The sequence below is a fragment of the Pseudarthrobacter sp. NamB4 genome (assembly GCF_005796185.1).
Taxonomy (GTDB): domain Bacteria; phylum Actinomycetota; class Actinomycetes; order Actinomycetales; family Micrococcaceae; genus Arthrobacter.
Window position 1 is genome coordinate 58,508 of the sequence record NZ_VAHM01000020.1, and the last position, 22,495, is coordinate 81,002.

The following is a 22,495-nucleotide window of genomic DNA, read 5'->3' on the forward strand; positions in this document are numbered from 1 at the left end:
TTAATTCAGCACAGGCTGTTCATCGCCTCCTGCGCCACCTCCTGCATCTCGTAAATCAATGGGTTCAACTCCAGGGTGGGTGGTGCGGGCGGGTAAGCGACCGTCATGGCGATTTGCTTGCTGCCGTCCTCGCTGGTCATGGCCACGGTTCCATAGCCGTCCACATCGCCGGGGAGTCCATAGTAAAAGCGGTTGGTGCAGGTGTTGTTCCAGCGCCGCAGGGCAAAGCCGTAATACTGCGAGTATCCCCCCTTCATGGCCGTCACTGTGTCCGGTGCCAGCAGCCTGCCCTGGAGCAGCGCCGCGTAGAACGTGTTCACTTCCTCAACCGTGGACACGGCTCCGTTGGAGGGGGCCTCGGCCAACCAGGCCGGCATGCCGGCATCCTGCCTCATGCCTTCGACGGTGATGTATCCGTGAATCATGGCCGTGGGCGGGGAGCCCCCCAGCCTGGTTGTTGCCAGGCGAAGGGGACCGGCGATATCCGCGGCCAGGACCGTAGCAAGGTCCTGGCCGCGGAGCCGCTCAACAATCAGGGCAAGAGCCGCGTAGTTCGAGCGGGAGTAGTCAAAGATCCGTGCCAGCCGCCCGTCCCAGGGAACGGTGCCAGCGAGGGCCAACTGCTCTTCGAGGCTGAGCGGCCGGTTCATCCTCTCCACCCAGCGTCCCGATGCCAGCAGGGGGACGGTGAAGTCGGGGATTCCTGATTCGTGCGTCAGCAGCTGCCGGACAGTGAGGGGCCCAGGCGGCTGCAGGAGTGTACCGAACTCAGGCAAATAGGCGCTGACCTGGCCGTCCAGGTCCAGTCTGCCCTCTTCCACCAGCTTCATCACGGAAACGGCCACCATGGACTCAGTGATGGTGCCGACGTGGACGGGATCGGCAACCGTGGCGGACTCCCCGGACTCCAGGCTCCGTATGCCGGCCGCGTGCGTCCAGGCCTCACCCCTGTTCCGGACCGAGACCACGATTGCAGGGGCACCTTCCTCCACCATCCGGGCACTGAAGTTCTCCAGGAGGGCGAACGCGGCAGGCTCGTCCGGTTCCGGCGGTGGCGGCTCCCCGGTGCACCCGACGGCGGCCGCCAGCAGGGCCGCGCACAGGGCGGCCGTAATCCGCTTCCTCCCGCAGCCACGCCGCCTGCCCATGGAATCAATTCTCCCCAACCAACTTGCAGTTGACGTCGGAAAACGGGTTTTGAAGACGATTTTTTGCGGGTCGGTTGTGTGGGGCGGGCGTTAGGTGAGGCGCACCTGGCGGTTCATGTCCTTGTAGAGCAGGTAGCGGAACTCGCCAGGGCCGCCGGCGTAGCAGGCCTGCGGGCAGAAGGCTCGCAGCCACATGAAGTCGCCGGCTTCCACCTCCACCCAGTCGTTGTTCAGCAGGTACATGGCCTTGCCCTCCAGGACGTACAGGCCGTGCTCCATCACGTGGGTTTCCGGGAACGGGATGACGCCGCCGGGCTGGAACGTCACGATGTTCACCTGCATGTCGTGGGCCAGATCATTGGAGTCCGTGAAGCGGGTGGTCTTCCAGACGTCGTTGGTGTCCGGCATCGACGTAGGTTCCACGTCCTTTTCGTTGGTGACGAAGGACTTGGCCTCGTACCCTTCCAGACGTTCATAGGCTTTGCGGATCCAATGGAAGGACACGATGTCGTCCGAAACATTCTCCAGGCCCCACTGCGCACCGGCGGCCAGGTAGGCGTAGCCGCCCTCCTCGAGCTGGTGCAGTTCGCCGTCCAGGGTGAGGTTGACCGTGCCCTTGGTAACGAAGACCACGCCTTCCACGCCGGCCTCGAACTCGGCTTTGGGGGCAGCGCCGCCCGGGCCGATCTCCACGATCAGCTGCGAGAACGTGGTGGCGAAGCCCGAAATGGGGCGGGCGATGATCCAGGAGCGGGTGTTTGAAAAGCCCGGAAGATTGGACGTGACGATGTCCGTCATGACGCCCTTGGGGATCACTGTGTACGCCTCGGTGACGATGGCGCGCTCGGTGGTGAGGTGGGTCTGCGGCGGCAGGCCGCCTTCGGGGTAGTAGTACTTGCCCATGAAAGGGATCCTTTGCTTAGGAGTTGGAGGTTGCGGCGAGTCGCGGGTGCGCCAGTGCAGTGAGCTGGGGAATTCCGACGCCGGCAAGCGCCTGGACCTCATGGGCACCAACAGCGCCGCACTGGACGCCGCGGAGGACGAAGGCGGCCAGCGCACGGGCCGTGGCGGGTTCGTCCATGACGCCGCCTTCCGTCTGTTCAACGTAGTTCCGCAGGCGTGCCGCGGCGGCGGGCAGGCCCTGCCGATAGAAGGCGTAGGTGGCGGCGAAGCGGCTCGGAAGCTGGGCCGGGTGCAGGTCCCAGCCCTGGTAGTAGCCCCGTTCCAGTGAACGCTGCACCAACCGGCCATGAAGCCGCCAGGCGTTCTCCACGTTGGCGCCTACAGGAATGATGTTGGTGGAACCGTCAGACAGCCTGATGCCGGTTCCAGCCACGGCCAGCTGCATGACTTCCTTGGCGAAGTCAGCCACCGGATGCTCCATGGACTGGTGCTCAGCCGCGATTTGCAGCGAAGCAGAGTAGTCGTACGTGCCATAGTGCAGGGCACTGATCCGGCCGGGAACCGCGTGCGGCAGCTGTGCCACGGGGGAGGAACCGTCCGGTCCCAAAATGAGCTGCGGCGTCTCAACCTGGACCTCGAACCGGAGGCGCCCGGCGGGCAGCGAGTGGATTTCCTCCAGCCGGGACACCGCATAGCCCATTGCCTGTACCTGGGCCACCGTGGTCACCTTGGGGAGCGTGAGGACAAGCCCCTGCGGCAGTTCCCCCGCCTCGGCCAGCCCCGAGACGAACAGATCCAGCGTCCGGAGTCCGCGGGCCCGCGTGGCGGATTCGAAGCACTTGAAGCGGATTCCGATGAAGGGGGGAGCTGTGCCGGCAGCAACGGCCTCGGCTACTTGGCGGGCGGCAGTGCAGGCATCTGAGTCCTCCGCTTCGTCCCCGCGGTCGCCGTAGCCGTCTTCGAAGTCCAGCCGGAGGTCCTCAATCGGTTCCTGCCGGAGCTTGTCCGCTACCCGGGAGGCAACCGCTGCGCTCAGGGAGAGCGGCTGCTCCAGCAACCAGCCCAGCCTCTCCAGGCCGCCGTGAGCCTCAGCGGTTGCCAGCGCCTGGGCGCCCCAGTCAGCAGCCAACGACGGCGTGAACCGGTCCGCCGGCACGTACACCGTGTGGACGGGCTGACGGGAGCCGTCGTCGCCCGGGTAGTTCCGCTCCAGCAGCCGGTCCGTGGCGGCCAGCTGCCCGTCGATGTTGGCAAGGTCCCCGGCAGACAGCGAGGGTTTGGGTGAAGCTGCCATGCCTCAGCCCACCAGTTCGTAGGCGGGGGTGGTAAGGAAGTCGGTGTAGTCCTCGGACAGGCAGATGTCAGCGATCAGTTCGCTGGCCGGCTGGTAGTAGCGGCGGAAGGCCTCGTCACCGAACTCGGTGCGGAGCCGCTCTGTCTCCTCGCCCAGGATCCGTTCCACCAGTTCGCGGGTGACAGTGTTGCCGGTGTCCGCGAGGACGGACTTGTTGCGGATCTGCTGCCATACCTGCGAGCGGGAGATCTCGGCGGTGGCCGCGTCCTCCATCAGGTTGTGAATGGCCACCGCACCGTTGCCGGACAGCCAAACAGCAGTGTAGGCAACGGCGACATAGAGGTTCAGCCGCAGCCCGGCTTCGGTCACCTGTCCGTCTGCCGAGGAGACGTCCAGCAGCTGTTCGGCAGTGACGTTGACCTCCGGGCGCTGCCTGTCCACCTGGTTCGGCTTGCCGCCCAGCACCGAGTCGAAAACTTCGCGGCAGGTGGCCACCAGGTCCGGGTGCGCAACCCAGGAACCGTCGAAGCCGTCGTTCGCCTCGCGGGTCTTGTCCGCGCGGACCTTTTCGAACGCCGCCTCGGTCACTTCCGGGTGCCGCCGGTTCGGAATGACGGCCGCCATGCCACCCATGGCGAAGGCACCGCGCTTGTGGCAGGTTTTCACCAGCAGTTCGGTGTAGGCGCGCATGAACGGCGCAGTCATGGCAACGGAAGCGCGGTCCGGCAGGACAAACTCCTCGCCGCCGTCCCGGAAGTACTTGATGATGCTGAACAGGTAGTCCCAGCGGCCGGCGTTCAGGCCGGAGGCGTGGTCCCTCAGTTCGTACAGAATCTCGTCCATCTCAAAGGCGGCCGGAATGGTCTCGATGAGGACAGTGGCCCGGATGGTGCCCTGCGGCAGGCCAAGGTAGTCCTGGGCAAAGACGAAAACATCGTTCCAGAGCCGTGCTTCAAGGTGGCTTTCCATCTTGGGCAGGTAGTAGTAGGGACCCTGTCCGTTCTGCACCAGCTGCTTGGCGATGTGGAAGAAGTGCAGGCCGAAGTCCACCAGGGCACCTACGGCCGGTTCGCCGTCGAGCAGCAGGTGCTTTTCCTGCATGTGCCAGCCGCGGGGGCGGGCCACCACGACGGCGAGCGGCGCGTCAGTGCGGAGCCGGTACTCCTTGCCCTCGTCCGAGGTGTAGCTGAGGGTGCCCCGGGCGGCGTCGCGGAGGTTGAGGATGGCGTCAATGACGTTGCCCCACGTGGGCGTGCTGGCATCCTCGAGGTCCGCGAGCCACACCTTGGCGCCGGAGTTCAGTGCGTTAATGGCCATCTTTGCCGGTGAGGCCGGCCCGGTCATCTCGACCCTGCGGTCCTGCAAAGCTGCAGGCGCGGGCGCAACTTTCCAGTCGCCGTCGCGCACGTCCCTGGTCTCCGGCAGGAAGTCCAGCTTGCCTGTCTCCGCCACGCGTTGCCGCTTGGCGGCGCGGGCCTGCAGGAGTTCGTTGCGGGTGCCGGCAAAGCGGTTGTGCAGTTCCTCCACGAAGGCCAGTGCCTTGGGCGTGAGGATTTCCTCCGCGCGGTCGATGGGCCGGGGGTCTGTGACAGTGATGGCCATTTCTGGTCCTTTCCTTGTGCTGAAGTCAGGCGGTGAATCAGGCGCTGGCCAGGGCTGCTTCGGGCTCCGCAGCTACCGGTGCAGCCGCCGTTGCCACGCTGGCGGCGTGGGCAGCAGCTGCAACAGCGGACGCAACATCGGCTGCCACATGGGGATCGAAGACGCTGGGGATAATGTAGCTGGCATTGAGCTCATCGTCAGCCACCCGGCTGGCGATCGCCTCCGCGGCGGCCACCAGCATCTCCGGGGTGATGTCCGAGGCCCCGGCGTCGAGCAGACCGCGGAAGAAGCCCGGGAAAGCCAGCACGTTGTTGATCTGATTGGGGAAGTCGCTGCGGCCCGTGGCTACGACGGCGGCGTGCTTCGACGCGATGACGGGATCAATTTCCGGCGTGGGGTTGGCCATGGCGAACACGATGGCGTTCGGCGCCATGGCTGCCACCTGTTCCTCGCCGATGACGTGCGGGGCGCTGACGCCGATGAAGACGTCCGCGCCGACGAGGGCCTCGTGCAGGGTGCCGGCGAAGCCTTCCTCGTTGGTGTTGGCTGCGATCCAGCTGCGGTGCTCGTCGCCGTACTCCTCACCGGAGTGGATGGCGCCGGAGCGGCCGGCGGCGATGATATGCCGCGCGCCCTGGGCCTTTAGGAGCTGGATGATGGCCGAGCCGGCGGCTCCGACGCCCGAGACCACGATCTTTACTTCCTCAAGCTTCTTGCCCACCACGCGCAGTGCGTTCACCAGGGCGGCGAGCGTGACGATGGCGGTGCCGTGCTGGTCATCATGGAATACCGGGATGTCCAGTTCCTCTCGGAGCCGGTTTTCGATTTCAAAGCAGCGCGGGGCTGCGATGTCCTCAAGATTGACGCCGCCATACACCGGGGCCAGTGCCTTGACGATCCTGATGATCTCTTCCGTGTCCTGGGTATCCAGGCAGACGGGCCAGGCGTCCACGTTGGCGAACTGCTTGAACAGTGCGGCCTTGCCCTCCATCACGGGAAGCGCGGCGGCTGGGCCGATGTTGCCAAGGCCCAGTACGGCCGAGCCATCGGTGACGACCGCGATGGTGTTGCGTTTGACAGTCAGATTGCGGGCGGCTGCGGGGTCCTCGGCGATGGCGAGGCAGACGCGGGCGACGCCGGGCGTGTAGGCGCGGGAAAGATCGTCACGGTTGCGCAGGGCTACCTTGGGGACGACTTCCAGCTTGCCGCCCAGGTGCATTAGGAAGGTGCGGTCGGAGACGTGCTGGACCTTGACGCCGTCGAGCGCGTTGAGGGCGTCCTTGACCCGGCCCGCGTGTTCATCGTCCGTGGTGTTGCAGGTTACGTCCACCACCAGGGTCTCGTGGTGGGATTCGCTGACATCCAGTGCAGTGATGGCTGCGCCTGCGGCGCCGACTGCGGCAGCCAGTTCGCTGGTGGCGCTGAAGCTCGAGGGTGCTTCCACGCGCAGGGTGATCGAATTTCCGGGGCTGGGGTTCGCCATTGAATGTCCTCCTGTTAGGCCCGGGGCCGGGCGTCTGCTCAATTAAAACCTTTTCGTATTATGGATATTATTATCTGCAAGATGGAAATACAACCCTTCAAAATAAGACTGCCTTGCGTGCATCGCGGTCTCTGCGGCGGTGCTGTATGTTGGGTGTTCTAAGCAACTCTTTTCACGATGCGGATAAGAGTTGTCGGATTCCGAGCCGTAGGAGACAACGGAATGGCAGAAAAAGCGCCGGGCGGCGTGCAGTCGGTGGAGCGCGTCTTCGAACTGCTGGAGCTCATCACGGACGCCGGCGGCGACGTCACGCTCAGCGAGCTTTCCTCATCCACGGACCTGCCCCTGCCCACCATCCACCGCCTGCTGCGGACCCTGGTGTCGCTTGGCTATATCCGGCAGCTGCCGAACCGGCGGTATGCCCTGGGTCCGCGGCTCATCCGGCTGGGCGAAGGTGCGAACAAACAGCTGGGCGCCGTGGCCCGGCCGCAGTTGAAAACGCTCGTGGACAGGCTTGGAGAGACCTCCAACATGGCCGTGCTGGATTCGGACATGGTCATTTATGTTGCGCAGGTACCGTCGCTGCACTCGATGCGCATGTTCACTGAGGTGGGCCGGCGCGCCCACATGCATGACACCGGCGTGGGCAAGGCCATCCTGGCCCAGCTGGACGATGACACCGTGCGCGGCATAGTTGCACGCACCGGGATGCCAACCCCCACACCCAGGAGCATCGGTGATGTGGACGACCTCCTGGCGGACCTCAAGCTCATCCGGGAACGGGGCTACTCTATTGACGAGGAGGAGCAGGAGCTCGGCGTGCGCTGCTTTGCCATGGCGGTGCCGGATGCGCCCACGCCCGCCGCGATTTCCGTGTCCGGGCCGGTTTCCCGCGTTGACGAGCACTTCGCTGACAAAGCCGTGCCCGTCCTGCGCGAAGCAGCCGAGGCCATCTCGCTGGAGCTCAACCGCACCTGACCCGCCGGGCGTACCGCTGTCGTTCCAGCTCTGGCAGGCCCTGCCCCCGGCAGGCCTGTTCCGGGCGCCGAATGGCGGCGGAAAATGTCGTTGACCGGTTGATGGAGCAGGCGTAGCATCGGCCCATCCATTGGAATCAACCCTTGGGAGTGCTGTCATGGCAACCTTCATGGATGTGCATCACAATATGGTCGGTATCACCGCAGAGCAATTGCACGCCGCGCATGACGCGGATCTGGCAATCCAGGCGGACGAGCAGGTTGACTTCAAACAAGCCTGGGCGGATCCCGAATCCGGCCTGGTCTATTGCCTGTCCGAAGCTCCGTCTGCAGACGCCGTAAAACGGATCCACGAGCGGGCCGGCCATCCGGCGGATGAAATTCATCCCGTGCCCCTGATGGTATAAGTATCCGGCAATAACAACAGTTCACCGCAGTGTTCCTTTTGGGACCACTGCGGTGAACTGTCTTTGTACTTCCTAGTGCTCCGAAGCCTTCTCGGACGACTGCACGGGAACTTCCTTGCCGTCGCAGTCGATGAGCTTGCCGTTTTCAAAGCGGTCCCCGTGCTCAAGGCACTTCAGGTCTTCTTCCCTGATGACCCGGCCCGTGCCCGCGACGAACACAGACTGGTTCTCCGAGTTGCCGGCCTTGAGGTGGTTGAAGAGCAGGTTCAGCAGGATGGCCATCACGGCTGCGGAGCTGATGCCGGAGTGGAAGATGGTGCCGAACCAGGTGGGGAACTTGTCGTAAAAGGCGGGTGCGGCGATGGGGATCATGCCGAATCCGATGGAAGCTGCCACGATGATCAGGTTCATGTTATTCCGGTACTCCACCTTGGCCAGGGTGCGGATGCCGCTGGCGGCCACTGTTCCGAAGAGTACGACGCCGGCTCCGCCCAGGACGGGCGTGGGCACCGCGGCGACCACACGCCCGAGGACGGGCAGCAGTCCGAGGATCACCAGGATCAGGCCGCCGGCGCTGACCACGAAGCGGCTTTTCACACCCGTGATGGCCACGAGCCCGACGTTCTGTGCAAAGGCGCTCTGGGTGAAGGAGTTGAACAACGGCGAAATGGCGCTTGAGAGCATGTCCGCCCGGAGGCCGTCGCCGATCCTCTTGGAGTCCACTTTGGTGCCAACGATCTCGCCCACGGCGATGATGTCGGCCGAGGTTTCGGTCAGGGTCACCAGGATGACGATCAGCATGGAGATGATGGCCGCGATCTCGAAGACGGGCGGGCCGAACGCGAACGGGGTGGGGAAGGCGACGATCTCGCCCTGGCCCACCTTGGAGAAGTCGGCCCTGCCGAACACGAAGGCGATGAGGGTGCCCAGGACCATCGCGAGCAGGATGGACAACCGGGAAATGGCTGCGCTGCCTACTTTGCTCAGGAGCAGGACGATGGCCATGGTGGCTGCTGCGAGGCCGATGTTGCCCATGCTGCCGTAATTTTCGGCAGTCCTGTTGCCGCCCATGGCCCAGTTGGCTGCCACCGGCATCAAAGTCAGGCCGATGGTGGTGATCACCGTTCCCGTGACCACCGGCGGGAAGAAGCGGATGATCTTCGAGAACAGCGGTGTGATCAGCAGGCCGATCAGCGATGCCGCGATGACCGAGCCGAACACTGCTTGGATTCCGCCGCCTCCATGGACGATGGCCACCATTGTGGAGACCCCGGCGAAGGAGACGCCCTGGACCAGCGGCAGCTGGGAGCCGAAGAAGGGAACGCCGACCGTCTGCAGGATGGTTGCGAGGCCGCCGACGAAAAGGCAGGCTGCGATGAGCAGGCCGATGTCCTGAGAGCTCATGCCGGCGGCGGCGCCGATGATCAGGGGCGGGGCAATAATGCCGCCGTACATGGTGAGGACGTGCTGGAAACCGTAGGCAAACGTGCTTCCGATGGGGAGCCTCTGGTCCTCCGGGCGGGCCTTCGCTGATCCTTTACGGGCGGCCGCAGCGGCCAGTTTCTTCTTGGTGTTCATGGCAGACTTTCTTGGTTCATGGCAGACGTCATCGTCTGGCTAACGTTGTCTGGCTAACAGGTGAAGCTGAAGACGTGAAAATATCCGGTTTTGGGGCCGGTGGTTGAGCCGGTTCCCGGCTCAACCACCGGAAAAAGGGGTTTAGCAGAAGCCGGCGATACCGGACCAGGCGGCAGGAGCCGCGGTTGCGTCGTCGCGCTGGACGGTGGCCTCGATCAGGCCGTAGGGGCGGTCGGCGGCGTAGAAGACCTCGTTGGGGTTGTCGAGGCCGAACGGTGCGAGATCAACCAGGAAGTGGTGCTTGTTGGGCATCGAGAACTTGATCTCGTCGATTTCGCTGTGGGCTTCCAGCACCTTGGCGCCCATGTCGAACAGGGTCTGCTGCAGGGCGTGGGAGTACTTCTCCGTGAAGCCTTCGAGCAGGAGGCCCTTGATGTCGTCATAGTTCTTGTTGAAGTCCAGCGCGCCGAAGTCGGTGCCGGACTTGAAGCGCCAGCGCGCGGAGACGTCCGTGGCCAGGATGCGGTCAGTGGTTTCGGGCAGTGTGGTGTACTTGTCCTTCGGGTAGCCCACGAAGCCGGACTGCGTGGACTTCAGCACAGTCAGGTCCTTGAGCCCGGAGATCAGGTGCGTGGTAGCGTCGTCCCGGACCAGGACCGCGGTGCGGACCTCCTGGCCGTTCCGCACGAAGGAGTGGTCATGCTCCGCGCCGTGGGCCTGGATCCGGTTCCAACTGTAGGACTCGGCTTCCCAGCGCCCGCCGGTGACCCAGTCGAAGCTGGAGGTGAAGTGCTCCCCGAGGCGAAGCAGGAACGCCTCGGGGGAGCCGACGCCGTCGCGGGCGAAGGCGTAGATGGTGTTCTTCTGGGTGTCGGTGGCCACCACGTGGGCGTTGTCGCCTTCGAGGTGGGCGGCCGCGAAATCGCCCCGCAGCTGCGAGGTAACGTTGAGGTCTTCGATTTCGTGGCGGTCGGTGTCGCGGGTGATTTTGACGACCCGGACCTCGGCCTTTCCGTACTGGTTTTCGCCGAGGATGATCTTGCTGCTCATGGTCTGTTCCCAACTTCCGGTAAGTGGAACCTAGGTTCCATCACTGAAATTAAGCGCGCGTTTCAAGCGCGTTTCCGGTGGAGCCGACCCAACAAAAAAGAGCCGACATCCATTGATGCCAGCTCATTAACGACCCTGCCTGCTGCTCCCAGGTTACGTGACATGCGCCACGAATTGACATCCAGCGTACCCCCGGAAACCGGTGGTGTACATCACAAACCGAAAATTCGTTTTATGACCGGAGGCTTTGCAAACCATTGACGCAGCAGTTGCCGCGGCCTATGCTTTTTCGTAGGGCAAAACTTATTTTCCGCTTTACGGAAACATCTCCCGGAGGAGGATCAGATGTACCAGCAGGACAGCCCGCAGGTAGCACCGGCACCAACGGGGGCACCGTCAGTCCCCGAGTTCTACCTCCCCCTGGGCGGCGGGACTGATCCGGACTTTTACCTCCCCGCCGACCGCGAACACGTCCCCGGCCGCTTCTCGCGTTGGGTCCACGCGCTTCCGGGATTCAGCCGGCGCTCCTAGAGCGCTGACGCCGGCCGGACGGCCGAGGCCCCGTTAATCGTTCACCAGCCGGCGCGCCGCCGCGGAGTGCTCGGCGATGAGCCCGGGCACATCAAGTCCCGGGATTTGCCCGTCCACTACACGCCATTGCCCGCCCACCATCACTCTGTCGGCGCGGTCGGCAGCGCACAGCAGCAGTGCGGCAATGGGGTCGTGGCTCCCGGAGAACCGCAGGTCATCCAGCCGGAAGAGTGCCAGGTCCGCCTGCATTCCGGGCGCGAGCTGCCCCAATCCGGAACGGCCCAGCACTGCGGCCGAACCGCGCGTTGCCCAGCCGAGCGCCCGCTCCACGGGAACGTCCGCGCCGTACTTCAGCCGCTGGAGATAGAGTGCCTGCCGCGTTTCCAGGATCATGTTTGAGGCATCGTTCGACGCAGAGCCGTCCACTCCCAGCCCCACGGGAACCCCTGCGTCCTCCAGCTCCACGACCCGCGCGGTCCCCGACGCCAGGCGCATGTTCGAGGTAGGGCAATGCGCGACGGCGGTGCCCGCGGCTCCCAGCCTCGCGATCTCCGCATCACTGAAGTGGATGCCGTGGCCCAGCCAGGTGCGGTCCGTCAGCCAGCCCACGCTGTCCAGGTAGTCAACAGTCCGCAGCCCGAACATCTGCCGGCAGAAGTCCTCCTCGTCCAGGGTCTCGGCGAGGTGCGTGTGCAGCCGCACATCCAGACGTTCAGCCAACGCTGCACTTTCAGCCATGATCTCCTTTGTCACCGAGAAGGGTGAGCATGGGGCCAGGGCAATCTGGATCACTGCGTCGTCGCCGCGTTCGTGGTAGAGGTCAACCAGGCGTGCGCTGTCCTCCAGCACCACCTCAGGAGCCTGGACAGTGGACTGCGGCGGCAGGCCGCCGGCGTCCGTTCCCAAGGTCATGGACCCCCGGGTGAGAGTGGCACGCATCCCCAGCCGGCGCACACCCTGCACCTGGATATCAATCGCACCCTCCAGGCCGGCCGGAAAGAGGTAATGGTGGTCCGCGGCCGTGGTGCAGCCGGAGAGCAGCAGCTCTGCCAGCGCCACGGTGGTGGCGAGCTCAAGGTCACGCGGGGTCAGTCTTGCCCAGACCGGATACAGGTTCTGCAGCCAGGGGAACAGGGGTGCGTTGGTTACCGGCTCCCAGGCCCGGGTGAGGGTTTGGTAGAAGTGGTGATGGGTGTTGATCAGGCCCGGCAGCAGAACGTGGTTGCCCGCCTCGAAAGTCCCGTCGCACGGCTCGGCGGGCTGCTGTCCGGCGGCAAGCACCTCGACAATCGTCCCGCCGCTGACCACCAGGCCGGCTGAAGCGTCAAGGCTGTTGGCAGTGAAGGCGGCTTGCGGATTCCTGATCCAGAGGCGGGTTGCGGAAGGAAGAGTGGCGGGGATGGGCACGGGCTGTCCTTGTCTGAGCGCGGTAGTAGTCATTCCAGCTCAGTGAGGCCCTGTCTGCTGATCCAGGTGGCCGCCGCTGCGGGGCAGGGCGGGTCCGATCAGGGTAAGGAGTAGCCTTGACCTGCGTCAACGCCCCGCATTGTGACCGCAGCGGCAGGGGCAGGTGAAGAACCCGAAACATAGATTTCACCTAGCGAAATTAAAGTTCCAGAAAACTATGGCGCAGCCCACAATCCGGTGCTAGTCTCGTTTTTGCCAAAGGCGGGCACCCGGACTCCGGGAAGCTATCTACCAGGCGCAACTTAACCTTCACAGCACATGCTGAAGCCTGGTAACCGTCGCACCTGGTTCTACTGGTCCTGCAAAACGGCAACAGGCTTCCCGGCAATAAGGAAGTCGCATCATGAGTACCACCGTCACGGCCGAAGAATTCCTGGCCAGATCCATCAGGTTGGCCACGGCCAATGTCCTGAACAGCGGGGGACCTTTCGGAGCAATGATCGTCACGGCGGACGGCCGGACGTTCGACGGCGTCAACCGGGTCACCGCGGACAACGATCCCACCGCCCACGCCGAGGTCACCGCGATCCGCACGGCCTGCCGCGAGCTCGGCACGTTCGACCTCAGCGGCGCCATCCTCTACACCAGCTGCGAGCCATGCCCCATGTGCCTGGCCTCCGCACTCTGGGCACGGGTGGAACGGGTGGTCTTCGCAGCAGACCGCCATGACGCCGCCTCGGTCGGTTTCGACGACGCCGTCTTCTACGAATACTTCGACAACAAGGACCGGAACTCCCTGATGCCGGTCTCGAAGCTGGTGTTGAACGACCCGCAGGCCCCCGCGCCGCTGGAGCCGTTCAACACCTGGAACACGCTCGACACCAGGATCGACTACTAGGCCGGGCGGCTGACATGACCATCCTGGACAACTCCCACGAGGAGCATTCGGCTCCACAACCCCGCAGCGCAAAAACGGCGCCGCGCACCCCCAGCGCTCAGGCAGGCACTCCACGCCCGCCGGCGTTGAACTCTTTCCTTGACCGTTTCTTCCAGGTGACGCAGCGCGGTTCAACGCTCGCCCGCGAATTCCGTGGCGGCCTGGTCACCTTTTTCACCATGGCGTACATCGTCATCCTTAACCCGCTCATTCTCGGCGGGTTCAGCGCAGGAAACGCCCCCACCGACGTCGCCGGGGGCTGGCTTTCTGCCGCGCAGGTGGGCGCCGTCACCGGACTCACCGCAGGCGTGATGACCATACTCTTCGGACTGGTCGCCAACCTGCCGTTCGGCCTCGCCGCCGGACTCGGCATCAACTCATTCCTGGCGGTTTCAGTCATCCAGGAAGTGACCTGGGCTGAAGCCATGGGCCTGGTGGTGATCAACGGCATCCTGATCGTCCTGTTTGGCGTCACCGGTGCCCGGACCGCCATCTTCCGCGCAGTACCCAAGGAGCTGAAGGCCGCCATCACGGTGGGCATCGGCCTGTTCATCGCCTTCATCGGCTTCGTGGACTCGGGCTTCGTGAAGGCGACCGCGGGCGGGCCTCCCGTCCAGCTGGGCAACGGCGGCTCCATCACCTCGGTCCCCACCCTTGTATTCATCGTAGGCCTGCTGGCCATGGGCATCCTGGTGGCACGCAAAGTCCAGGGTGGCCTGCTGATCGGGATCGTGGCCACAACGTTCCTGGCGGCGGTGGTCGAAGCCGTCATGAAGATCGGCCCGGCCAGCGAGACAAATCCCGGCGGCTGGCACCTGAACACCCCCGTTTTGTCCGGCCAGCTGGTCTCGGCCCCGGACCTGGCACTGGTGGGCCAGTTCGACCTCTTCGGCTCGTTCGCCAGGATCGGCGGGCTCGCGGCCACCATGCTGGTGTTCACGCTGGTGTTCACCAACTTCTTCGATGCCATGGGCACCATGACCGGCCTCGCGAAGAGCGCCGGGGTGGCCCACAAGGACGGGACGTTCCCCCGGCTGAAGTCCGCGTTCATCGTTGAAGGGCTCGGTGCCGTGGCGGGCGGAGCTACCTCCGGCTCCTCCAACACCGTGTACATCGACTCAGCAGCGGGAATTGGTGAAGGCGCCCGCACGGGCCTGGCATCTGTGGTCACCGGTGTGCTGTTCCTGGGCTCGATGTTCCTTACCCCGCTCACCAGCGTGGTTCCGCTCGAGGTCGCTGCCGCCGCACTGGTGGTGGTGGGCGCCATGATGATGGCGCAGATCCGCGAGATCAAGTTCAGCAAGTTCAGCGTGGCCCTGCCGGCATTCCTCACCATTGTCACCATGCCGCTGAGCTACTCGATCGCCAACGGAATCGGCGTCGGCTTCATCAGCTGGGCCATCATCGGTGCGGCGTCCGGCAAGGCGAAGAAGGTCCATCCGCTCATGTGGGTGGTCAGTGCCGGCTTCCTAATTTACTTCGCCCGCGGACCGATCAACCTGCTGCTGGGTGCCTGACCGGACCCTGTGGCCACCTCGTGCCGCTTCCGGACATCCGCATTCCTGGGAGGGGATGCGGATGTCCGGACCAGGCAAATTCCAAAGAACAATCCGCTTCCAGAACCACCTGCTTTTCCGAATCACCGACAGGAACGACAATGGACACCACCGCCGCGCGGACCAAGGAGTGCAGCCATGCTTGACCTGATCCCTTCGCTTCGCTCCGGGGCGCATTTCCTCGGTAGCCAGTTCGCCGTTGCCACCATCGTTGCCGCCAGCGGTTCCGTGCCCCGGCCTGTCGGAACCTCCATGATTGTCGCCGCCTCCGGGGACGTACTGGGCAGCCTCTCCGGCGGCTGCGTGGAAGGCGCCGTGGTGGCGCTCGCCCAGGAAGCCATGGACGACGGCGCCGCGCGAGGGAAGCGCTTCGGCTTCAGTTCTGCCGATGCTTTCGCCGCCGGGCTCACCTGCGGGGGAGAGCTGGACATCCATATCGAACCGGTGGCCCCGGACGCACCGGGCCAGCCCGCCCACCCGCTCCGGACCGTGCTGCATCAACTGGCGGAGCTGGCGCCGGGCGAGCCAGTGGCGCTGGTACGCCGCTTAGGCACGTCCGGAGGCGGCGCCGTCGTGGTCCATGATCCGGCGGCCGCGCGCGCGGCGGTGTTGCCGGAACTGGCTTCTCTAGTGGAGCAGGGGCACTCCGTGGCCCTGCTCCGGATGGAGTCGATCCTTCGCAACGGCGGCGCCGACGTAATCCCGCTTGCCGAGCCAGGCAACTGCCTCCCGGAAAAGCTCGGACAGGACCCGCAGGACAGCATGCGACCTTCCCTCCTGGTGGAATCCCGGCTCGCGCCGCCGCGGATGCTGGTGTTTGGTGCCAATGACTTCGGTGCAGCCCTCATCCCGGCCGCAAAACTGCTTGGCTACCGCGTAACCATGGTGGACGCCCGCCCCGCGTTCGCGGCGCAGTCCAGATTCGCTGCCGCCGATGACGTGGTGACCGACTGGCCGCACCGCTACCTGGCTGCGGAATCTGCGGCCGGACGCCTGGACGGCCGCACCGTCGCGGCGGTCCTCACCCACGATCCGAAGTTCGACCTCCCACTGCTGGAGAAAGCCCTGGACCTGGACCTCGCCTATGTGGGTGCCATGGGGTCCCGGAGGAGCCACCTGCAGCGGGTGGAGGAGCTCCTCGCCGCCGGGGTCCGGCCGGAGCGGATCGCCTCACTCCATTCGCCGATTGGCCTGGACATCGGCGCCGTCTCTGCCGCCGAAGTGGCGGTTTCCATCACTGCCGAAATCGTTGCAGCACGCAACCGGGCCCCCGGCTGTACCCCTCTTCGGGACAGGTCCGGCCCCATCCATCAGCACCCGGCGCGCCGGCAGCCGGTACAGGCCAGCGCCACAGTTAATCAGCAGGAGATCGCATGGACATGAACACCATCGAGGCGGTGGTCCCCACCACCGACCCCGCAGAATGGCGCGACGGCGACGCCTGGCTGGCCGGCGGCACCGTGCTGTTCTCCTACGGCAGCTTCGCCTTCGGTCCCCGGCCGCTGAAGCGGCTCCTCGACCTCGGCAGCGCAGGCTGGACCCCGGTAACCGTCACCGACGACGGCATCGAGCTCGCCGCCACCTGCACCATCTCCCAGTTGTACAGCCTTCCCGGGTCACCGGCGGTGGCGGGACGCAGCTGGCCCGGGCTGGACCTGGTCCACCCTTGCTGCGATTCCTTCGTCGCCTCCTTCAAGGTGTGGAACATGTCTACGGTGGGCGGCAACCTCTGCACCTCACTGCCCGCCGGCCCCATCATCTCGCTCTCCGCCGGGCTGGACGGCATGGCCACCATCATCGGACCCGGTGGGACCAGCCGCACCGTGCCCGTGGCGGACTTCGTTACCGGCGACGCCAGGAACTGCCTGGCACCCGGCGAGCTGCTGCGCAGCGTCCACTTGCCGGCGTCGGCCCTTGCCTCCCGGGCGGCGTTCCGCCGATTGTCCCTCAGCAACCTGGGCAGGTCCGGGGTGTTGCTGATTGGAAGGCTCGACGGCGGTACCTCCCTGGTCCTGACCGTTACAGCCGCCACCAAGCGGCCCGTGCAGCTGCGCTTCGACGGGTTGCCGGACGCCGATAGGCTGGCAGATGCCGTCAGCGCGGCAATTCCTGAGGATCTCTACCACGACGACATCCATGGCCTGCCGGTGTGGCGCCGGGACATGACTTACCGGCTAGCCGAAGAAATCCGGGCCGAACTCGCCGCTCCGGACGGGGCGCCCGGACTCCGGGTATCGGGCGACTTCTGGCCGCCTAAGGACAGTGGGCTTGCCGCCCAGCAGGAAGGGGCCTGAGCAATGGCCATTGAAATTAATGGAACGACGGCTGAAACGGCACCCCGCCCGGGACAGTGCCTGCGCACCTACCTGCGCGAGCAGGGAAACCTGGGCGTCAAGAAGGGCTGCGACGGCGGAGACTGCGGCGCGTGCACTGTCCACGTTGACGGTACCCCGGTGCACAGCTGCATCTATCCAGCGGTCCGCGCGGAAGGCCATGCCGTCACCACGATCGAAGGGCTCGCCGCAACCGCCGGCGGTGCCGACCTCCATCCGGTGCAGCAGCAGTTCATGGAGCGGCAGGGTTTCCAGTGCGGCTTCTGTACGGCAGGCATGGTGATGACCGCTGCCACCTTCGACGACGAGCAGAAGGAGAACCTGCCCCGAAACCTGAAGGGCAACCTCTGCCGGTGCACCGGGTACAGGGCCATTTCCGATGCCGTCTGCGGGCATGCCGGGCACCCGGATCCGAAAGGACAGGGTTCCGGCATTGCGGGGGAGGGGCAGCCCGATCCCGAGCCCGGGCAACTGGGCGACGACGTTCCCGCACCTGCCAGCCGGGCTGTGGTTACCGGCGCCGCCCGCTACACCCTGGACGTGCCCGTGGACCAGTTGCAGGGCCTGCTCCACCTCAAGCTCCTGCGCTCGCCGCTTGCGCACGCCCGCGTGCTTTCCATCAATGCCGATGCAGCGCTGAAGGTCCCGGGCGTTGTTGCGGTCTTCACCCATGAGGACGTACCGGAGCAGCTGTTTTCCACCGCCCAGCATGAACTATTTACCGACGACCCGGACGATACGCGCGTCCTGGACAACGTGGTGCGGTTCCGGGGTCAGCGGGTGGCGGCGGTGGTGGCCGAAACGGTGGCTGCCGCCGAAGCCGGTGTGCGTGCACTGGACGTGGAGTATGAGGAACTGCCGGCGGTCTTCTCGCCGCAGGAAGCACTGCTGCGCGGCGCGCCGCTAGTGCACGGGGACAAGGACGGAATGGCGTCCCGCATTTCCCGCCCCGAACGCAACGTGGTGGCCGAACTGCACGCCGAACTGGGCAGCGTGGCCGAGGGCTTTGCCGCCGCGGACTTCATTCACGAACAGACCTACCAAACACAGCGGGTCCAGCACGTGGCCCTGGAAACGCATGCGGCCATCGCGTCCGTGGACGGTGAAGGGCGCGTGCAGGTGCGCACGTCCAGCCAGGTCCCGTTCCTGGTCCGCCGCACCCTTTGCCGGGTGTTCGGCCTGGAGGAGGACAAGGTGCACGTGGTGGCAGGACGGGTCGGCGGCGGCTTCGGCGGCAAGCAGGAAGTCCTGACCGAGGACATCGTGGCCCTCGCAGCCCTGAAGCTGGGCCGCCCGGTCCAGCTGGAACTTACCAGGACTGAGCAGTTCACCGCCACCACCACCCGGCACCCGTTCACCATCAAACTCAAGGCCGGGGCTGCAGCCGACGGCCGGCTGACCGCGCTGGAACTGGACGTCCTGACCAACACCGGCGCCTACGGAAACCACGGCCCGGGTGTGATGTTCCATGGCTGCGGCGAATCCCTGGCGGTATACAACTGCCCCAACAAGAAGGTGGACGCGCATGCGATGTACACCAACACGGTTCCGGCCGGGGCCTTCCGCGGCTACGGGCTGAGCCAGATGGTTTTCGCCATCGAGTCCGCGATGGACGAACTTGCGGCCGGCATCGGCATGGATCCCTTCGAGTTCCGCCGCCGGAACATGGTGCGCGAAGGCGACCGCATGCTCTCAACCCAGCCGGACCCTGAGGAGGATGTCTACTACGGCAGCTACGGGCTTGACCAGTGCCTGGGCCTGGTCCGCGACGCACTGGCCCGCGGCCGCCAGCGCTATCGTGCCGCCGGACTGGACGAGCTTGGACCTGACTGGCTCACCGGCGAGGGAACTGCCCTGTCCATGATCGACACCGTGCCCCCGCGCGGCCACTTTGCCCACTCCAGGCTGAGGCTCCTGCCGGACGGCACGTACCAGGCCGACGTGGGAACGGCTGAATTCGGCAACGGAACCACCACAGTCCATGCCCAGCTGGCGGCTACCGCGCTTTCCACCGAAGCCGCGAACGTTGCAGTACGGCAGTCGGATACGGATCTGGTGGAGCACGACACTGGTGCTTTTGGCTCGGCAGGAACGGTGGTGGCCGGAAAGGCCACGCTTGCCGCGGCCGAGGAACTGGCCGTGAGGATCCGCGCCTTTGCCGCCGGCATCCGGCAGACGCAGGCCTCGGCCTGCGTCCTTGACGGCGACACGGTTGTCATAGACGGCAATCCCGTGGCACTGTCTGAACTGGCGCAGCAGGCTGCCGAAGCCGGCGTCGAACTCTCTGCAGAGGGACGCTGGGGCGGGACGCCGCGGTCTGTCGCCTTCAACGTCCACGGGTTCCGGGTCGCGGTGAACCGTGGCACCGGGGAGCTGAGGATCCTGCAGAGCGTGCAGGCGGCGGACGCCGGCGTGGTGGTCAACCCGCGCCAGTGCCGCGGGCAGATCGAGGGCGGGATCGCCCAGGCCATCGGCGCAGCACTGTACGAGGAAGTGGTGATCGACGACACAGGCCGGGTCACCACGGACATCCTCCGGCAGTACCACATTCCCACCTTCGCGGACGTGCCGCGCAGCGAAGTGTACTTCGCGGACACCAAGGACAAGGTGGGGCCGCTGGGTGCCAAGTCCATGAGCGAAAGTCCCTTCAACCCCGTTGCCCCCGCCCTGGCGAATGCCATTCGTAACGCGACGGGAGTGCGGTTCGCGTCGCTGCCCATTGCGCGGGACCGGATTTACCTGGGGCTTAAGGAAGCGGGGCTGGTCCCCACTGAATCGCTGCTCACCTGAAAAAGGGGGTCACAAAAGCCCCAAACAGGCGCGTCCGGCAGCCGGTGACCCACCTCACCCTGCATCGTTGCATATAGTCGAGGGATGGAACATCGGATTTTAGGCAACACCGGACGTAACGTCTCCATCGTGGGACTCGGCACCTGGCAGCTCGGAGCCGACTGGGGCAACGTGGACCCGGCCCAGACGCAGGCCATCCTGGCGGCCTCCGTCGAAGCAGGAGTAAATTTCTTCGACACGGCCGACGTCTACGGTGACGGCAAGAGCGAACAGGCCATCGGAAGGTTCCTCGCAGACAATCCCGGCCTGGACATCACGGTAGCCACCAAGATGGGCCGCCGGGTGGACCAGAAACCGGAGAACTACACCCTGGCCAACTTCCGCCAGTGGGTGGACCGGTCCCGGAAGAACCTGGGCACCGACACCCTGGACCTGGTCCAGCTGCATTGTCCGCCCACTCCGGTGTTCAGCAGCAACGAGGTCTACGACGCCCTGGACACCCTGGTGGCGGAGGGTGCCATCCGGAACTACGGTGTCAGCGTGGAACGGACCGACGAGGCGCTGGAAGCGATCCGGCGCGGAAGTACAGCCTCCGTCCAGATCATCCTGAACGCCTTCAGGCTCAAGCCCCTGGACGAGGTCCTTCCCGCCGCAAAGGCGGCAAACGTGGGAATCATCGCCCGCGTGCCGCTTGCTTCGGGGCTGCTGTCCGGCAAGTACACCAAGGACACCACCTTCGCGGAGAACGACCACCGGAACTACAACCGCAACGGTGACTCATTCGACGTTGGCGAAACCTTCTCGGGCGTGGACTACGAGCTCGGGCTGAAGGCCGTGGCCGAGTTCGAACAGCTGGTACCTTCCGGAGCCACCACTGCCCAGGCAGCCATCGCCTGGATCGCGGCCCAGGACGGCGTGACCACGGTGATCCCCGGCGCACGCAACGTGGACCAGGCGAAAGCGAACGCAGCGGCGGCTTCCGTGCAGGTCACCGAAGAGTTTGACGCCGGGGTCCGCTGGATTTACGACCACTACTTCCGCGAGGCCATCCACCCGCGCTGGTAGCAGGGCTGATCGCGTCCGACCGGGGGCTGTGAGTGGCAGAAACAGCCTTGGGCGCCTTCGTGGAGCGGCTCTCAGCCGTGCCGTCGGGGCCGGGGCGCAACAACTTCCTTGGCCACTCGGCGCCTGCAAACGCCCAGCGCCGGCACAACCTTGAGCTCTACCTGGCGGAAATGCAGGAGCGGTCGCCGCAGATGCTGCTGCTGGGGGAAGCCCCCGGCTTCAGGGGCATGAGGATCACCGGGGTGCCGTTCACCAACCGCACTATGTTCCAGGGCCAGGCCAACAGTTTCGGATTGTTTGGCCCGGGCAAGGGGTACACGCTTCCGGAGGACGCTGCAGGGGTTGCGGCCGAGCCCACGGCTACGGTGATGTGGGAGGTGCTGGCGGAACTGCAGTTCCTTCCCCTGCTGTGGAGCGCCTGCCCCTGGCATACGCACGTCCCGGGCCGGCCGCAGTCCAACCGCACCCCAACGGCAGCGGAGGCGAAGCTGGGCACTCCGTTCTGGCAGCAGCTGGTGGAGCTCTTTGGCATCGAAACCGTGGTGGCTGTGGGCAACGTGGCGCACCGCAGCCTGCTGCGCAGTGGCATGGAGGTGCGGAAGGTGAGGCATCCTTCCCATGGCGGCCGGTCCGGCTTTAAGCGGGGGCTCGAGGAGCTGCTAGCCCAGTAACCCCAGCTGGGCCGGGGTGTCGATGTCTTCTCCCGTGCACAGGTCACTGCAGTCCACCTCATCCACCAGCTCCGGGTGGTCCCCCAGGAAGCCGCGCGCCCCGGCGTCGCCGGTCACCGTTTGCGCCACGTCGCTGCGGAGCGCTACGTCGATCACCAGCGGGTGCCCGCGGCGGAGCCTGCCACCGGCACCCTCCGCTGCGGCAGCACTGCCGTAGTACGCCGCCGCAGTAATCCGGCCGGGACGGTGGGCTGCCAGCAGCCGCTGCACCGTTGTGGTGGTCACGCCTGGCTGGTCAACGAGTGCCACCAGGAGATGATCCTCCGGGGCGGCACTGGCGTTGCCCTGCAGGAGGGAGCTGCCCATCCCGGACTGCCACTCCTGGTTCACCACGGTGCGGTAGCGGCCCAGCTCCGCGGCGGCGATGACGTCCGGTGCTCCGGCGCCGAGCACCACCACCACCTCCCGGCAGCCGCCGTCGAGCAGTGCTCCGGCTACGGATTCAACGAGCGGCCGGCCGCGGTAGGGGAGCAGCGCTTTGGGGCCTTTGCCGAGCCTGGTGCCGGCGCCGGCAGCGAGTACCAGGCCGGTGGTCCTGACGTCACCAGTGTTCCCCATAGCTGCACCCTACTCTCCCCTAGGCGTCGCCGCCGGTCCCGCCTGTGGTTCCGGCGTTGACGTCCAGCAGCTTGTACCGGTCCAGGGCGTACGACGGCGCGCCCTCCTCCACCTCGCCCCTGGCAGAGAGCATCTGCAGCGCTTT

Annotated in this window: 19 protein-coding genes; 10 read left to right on the forward strand and 9 right to left on the reverse strand. The window is 65.5% G+C overall.

Features of this window, described 5'->3' with window-relative positions; genetic code table 11:
- Positions 1-5: 5 nt before the first annotated feature.
- From FDW81_RS16365 to FDW81_RS16385, 5 genes are all read right to left on the reverse strand, one after another.
- Positions 6-1,148 (reverse strand): serine hydrolase, encoded by a 1,143-nt coding sequence (locus FDW81_RS16365; RefSeq protein ID WP_138135267.1) that lies wholly within the window; start codon positions 1,146-1,148, stop codon positions 6-8.
- 90 nt (positions 1,149-1,238) lie between these two features.
- Positions 1,239-2,051, reverse strand: coding sequence for a bifunctional allantoicase/(S)-ureidoglycine aminohydrolase (locus FDW81_RS16370; RefSeq protein WP_138135268.1), 813 nt, complete (start codon positions 2,049-2,051; stop codon positions 1,239-1,241).
- 16 nt (positions 2,052-2,067) lie between these two features.
- The gene (locus FDW81_RS16375; RefSeq protein WP_138135269.1) at positions 2,068-3,345 is read right to left on the reverse strand and encodes an aldolase; all 1,278 of its coding nucleotides are present in this window, start codon (positions 3,343-3,345) and stop codon (positions 2,068-2,070) included.
- A 3-nt stretch (positions 3,346-3,348) separates the two neighbouring features.
- Positions 3,349-4,947, reverse strand: coding sequence for a malate synthase A (gene aceB, locus FDW81_RS16380; protein ID WP_138135270.1), 1,599 nt, complete (start codon positions 4,945-4,947; stop codon positions 3,349-3,351).
- A gap of 37 nt (positions 4,948-4,984) precedes the next feature.
- Complete coding sequence (locus tag FDW81_RS16385; RefSeq protein ID WP_138135271.1) at positions 4,985-6,430, reverse strand: NAD-dependent malic enzyme; 1,446 nt, start codon at positions 6,428-6,430, stop codon at positions 4,985-4,987.
- Positions 6,431-6,652: 222 nt separating this feature from the next.
- On the opposite strand from FDW81_RS16385, the gene FDW81_RS16390 reads away from it, so the two are divergent.
- On the forward strand, positions 6,653-7,408 hold the full coding sequence (locus FDW81_RS16390; RefSeq protein ID WP_138135272.1) for an IclR family transcriptional regulator: 756 nt from the start codon (positions 6,653-6,655) through the stop codon (positions 7,406-7,408).
- Positions 7,409-7,565: 157 nt separating this feature from the next.
- Positions 7,566-7,814 (forward strand): SCO4226 family nickel-binding protein, encoded by a 249-nt coding sequence (locus tag FDW81_RS16395; protein WP_138135273.1) that lies wholly within the window; start codon positions 7,566-7,568, stop codon positions 7,812-7,814.
- Positions 7,815-7,886: 72 nt separating this feature from the next.
- On the opposite strand, the gene FDW81_RS16400 is transcribed toward FDW81_RS16395, so the two are convergent.
- Together FDW81_RS16400 and pucL are read right to left on the reverse strand one after the other, a co-directional pair.
- Entirely contained in the window at positions 7,887-9,392 is a 1,506-nt protein-coding gene (locus FDW81_RS16400; protein ID WP_138135274.1) for a nucleobase:cation symporter-2 family protein, read from the reverse strand.
- A gap of 141 nt (positions 9,393-9,533) precedes the next feature.
- Entirely contained in the window at positions 9,534-10,442 is a 909-nt protein-coding gene (pucL, locus tag FDW81_RS16405; protein WP_138135275.1) for a factor-independent urate hydroxylase, read from the reverse strand.
- A 345-nt stretch (positions 10,443-10,787) separates the two neighbouring features.
- On the opposite strand from pucL, the gene FDW81_RS16410 reads away from it, so the two are divergent.
- A complete protein-coding gene (locus FDW81_RS16410) occupies positions 10,788-10,973 on the forward strand; it encodes a hypothetical protein (protein WP_138135276.1) in 186 nt (61 codons plus the stop codon).
- A gap of 33 nt (positions 10,974-11,006) precedes the next feature.
- On the opposite strand, the gene FDW81_RS16415 is transcribed toward FDW81_RS16410, so the two are convergent.
- Positions 11,007-12,413, reverse strand: a complete 1,407-nt coding sequence (locus tag FDW81_RS16415) for an 8-oxoguanine deaminase (RefSeq protein ID WP_171027253.1) — start codon at positions 12,411-12,413, stop codon at positions 11,007-11,009.
- 370 nt (positions 12,414-12,783) lie between these two features.
- Between FDW81_RS16415 and FDW81_RS16420 the strand changes: the two genes are divergently transcribed.
- The 7 genes from FDW81_RS16420 (at position 12,784) to FDW81_RS16450 (ending at position 21,732) form a co-directional block, all read left to right on the forward strand.
- On the forward strand, positions 12,784-13,278 hold the full coding sequence (locus FDW81_RS16420) for a nucleoside deaminase (protein ID WP_138135277.1): 495 nt from the start codon (positions 12,784-12,786) through the stop codon (positions 13,276-13,278).
- Between the two features lie 14 nt (positions 13,279-13,292).
- A complete protein-coding gene (locus tag FDW81_RS16425; protein ID WP_138135278.1) occupies positions 13,293-14,834 on the forward strand; it encodes an NCS2 family permease in 1,542 nt (513 codons plus the stop codon).
- A 177-nt stretch (positions 14,835-15,011) separates the two neighbouring features.
- Positions 15,012-16,256 carry an XdhC family protein gene (locus tag FDW81_RS16430; protein WP_138135279.1) on the forward strand — a complete coding sequence of 415 codons (1,245 nt, stop codon included), beginning with the start codon at positions 15,012-15,014 and terminating at the stop codon, positions 16,254-16,256.
- Positions 16,247-17,167 (forward strand): xanthine dehydrogenase family protein subunit M, encoded by a 921-nt coding sequence (locus FDW81_RS16435; RefSeq protein ID WP_138135280.1) that lies wholly within the window; start codon positions 16,247-16,249, stop codon positions 17,165-17,167. The genes FDW81_RS16430 and FDW81_RS16435 overlap by 10 nt, the downstream gene beginning before the upstream one ends.
- Before the next feature lie 3 nt (positions 17,168-17,170).
- On the forward strand, positions 17,171-19,996 hold the full coding sequence (locus FDW81_RS16440) for a molybdopterin-dependent oxidoreductase (protein WP_138135281.1): 2,826 nt from the start codon (positions 17,171-17,173) through the stop codon (positions 19,994-19,996).
- Between the two features lie 84 nt (positions 19,997-20,080).
- On the forward strand, positions 20,081-21,061 hold the full coding sequence (locus FDW81_RS16445; protein WP_138135282.1) for an aldo/keto reductase: 981 nt from the start codon (positions 20,081-20,083) through the stop codon (positions 21,059-21,061).
- 32 nt (positions 21,062-21,093) lie between these two features.
- Complete coding sequence (locus FDW81_RS16450) at positions 21,094-21,732, forward strand: uracil-DNA glycosylase (RefSeq protein ID WP_138135283.1); 639 nt, start codon at positions 21,094-21,096, stop codon at positions 21,730-21,732.
- Here the strand turns inward: FDW81_RS16450 and nboR are convergent.
- Positions 21,721-22,350, reverse strand: a complete 630-nt coding sequence (gene nboR, locus FDW81_RS16455) for a nicotine blue oxidoreductase (RefSeq protein WP_138135284.1) — start codon at positions 22,348-22,350, stop codon at positions 21,721-21,723. The genes FDW81_RS16450 and nboR overlap by 12 nt on opposite strands.
- Positions 22,351-22,495 lie beyond the last annotated feature (145 nt).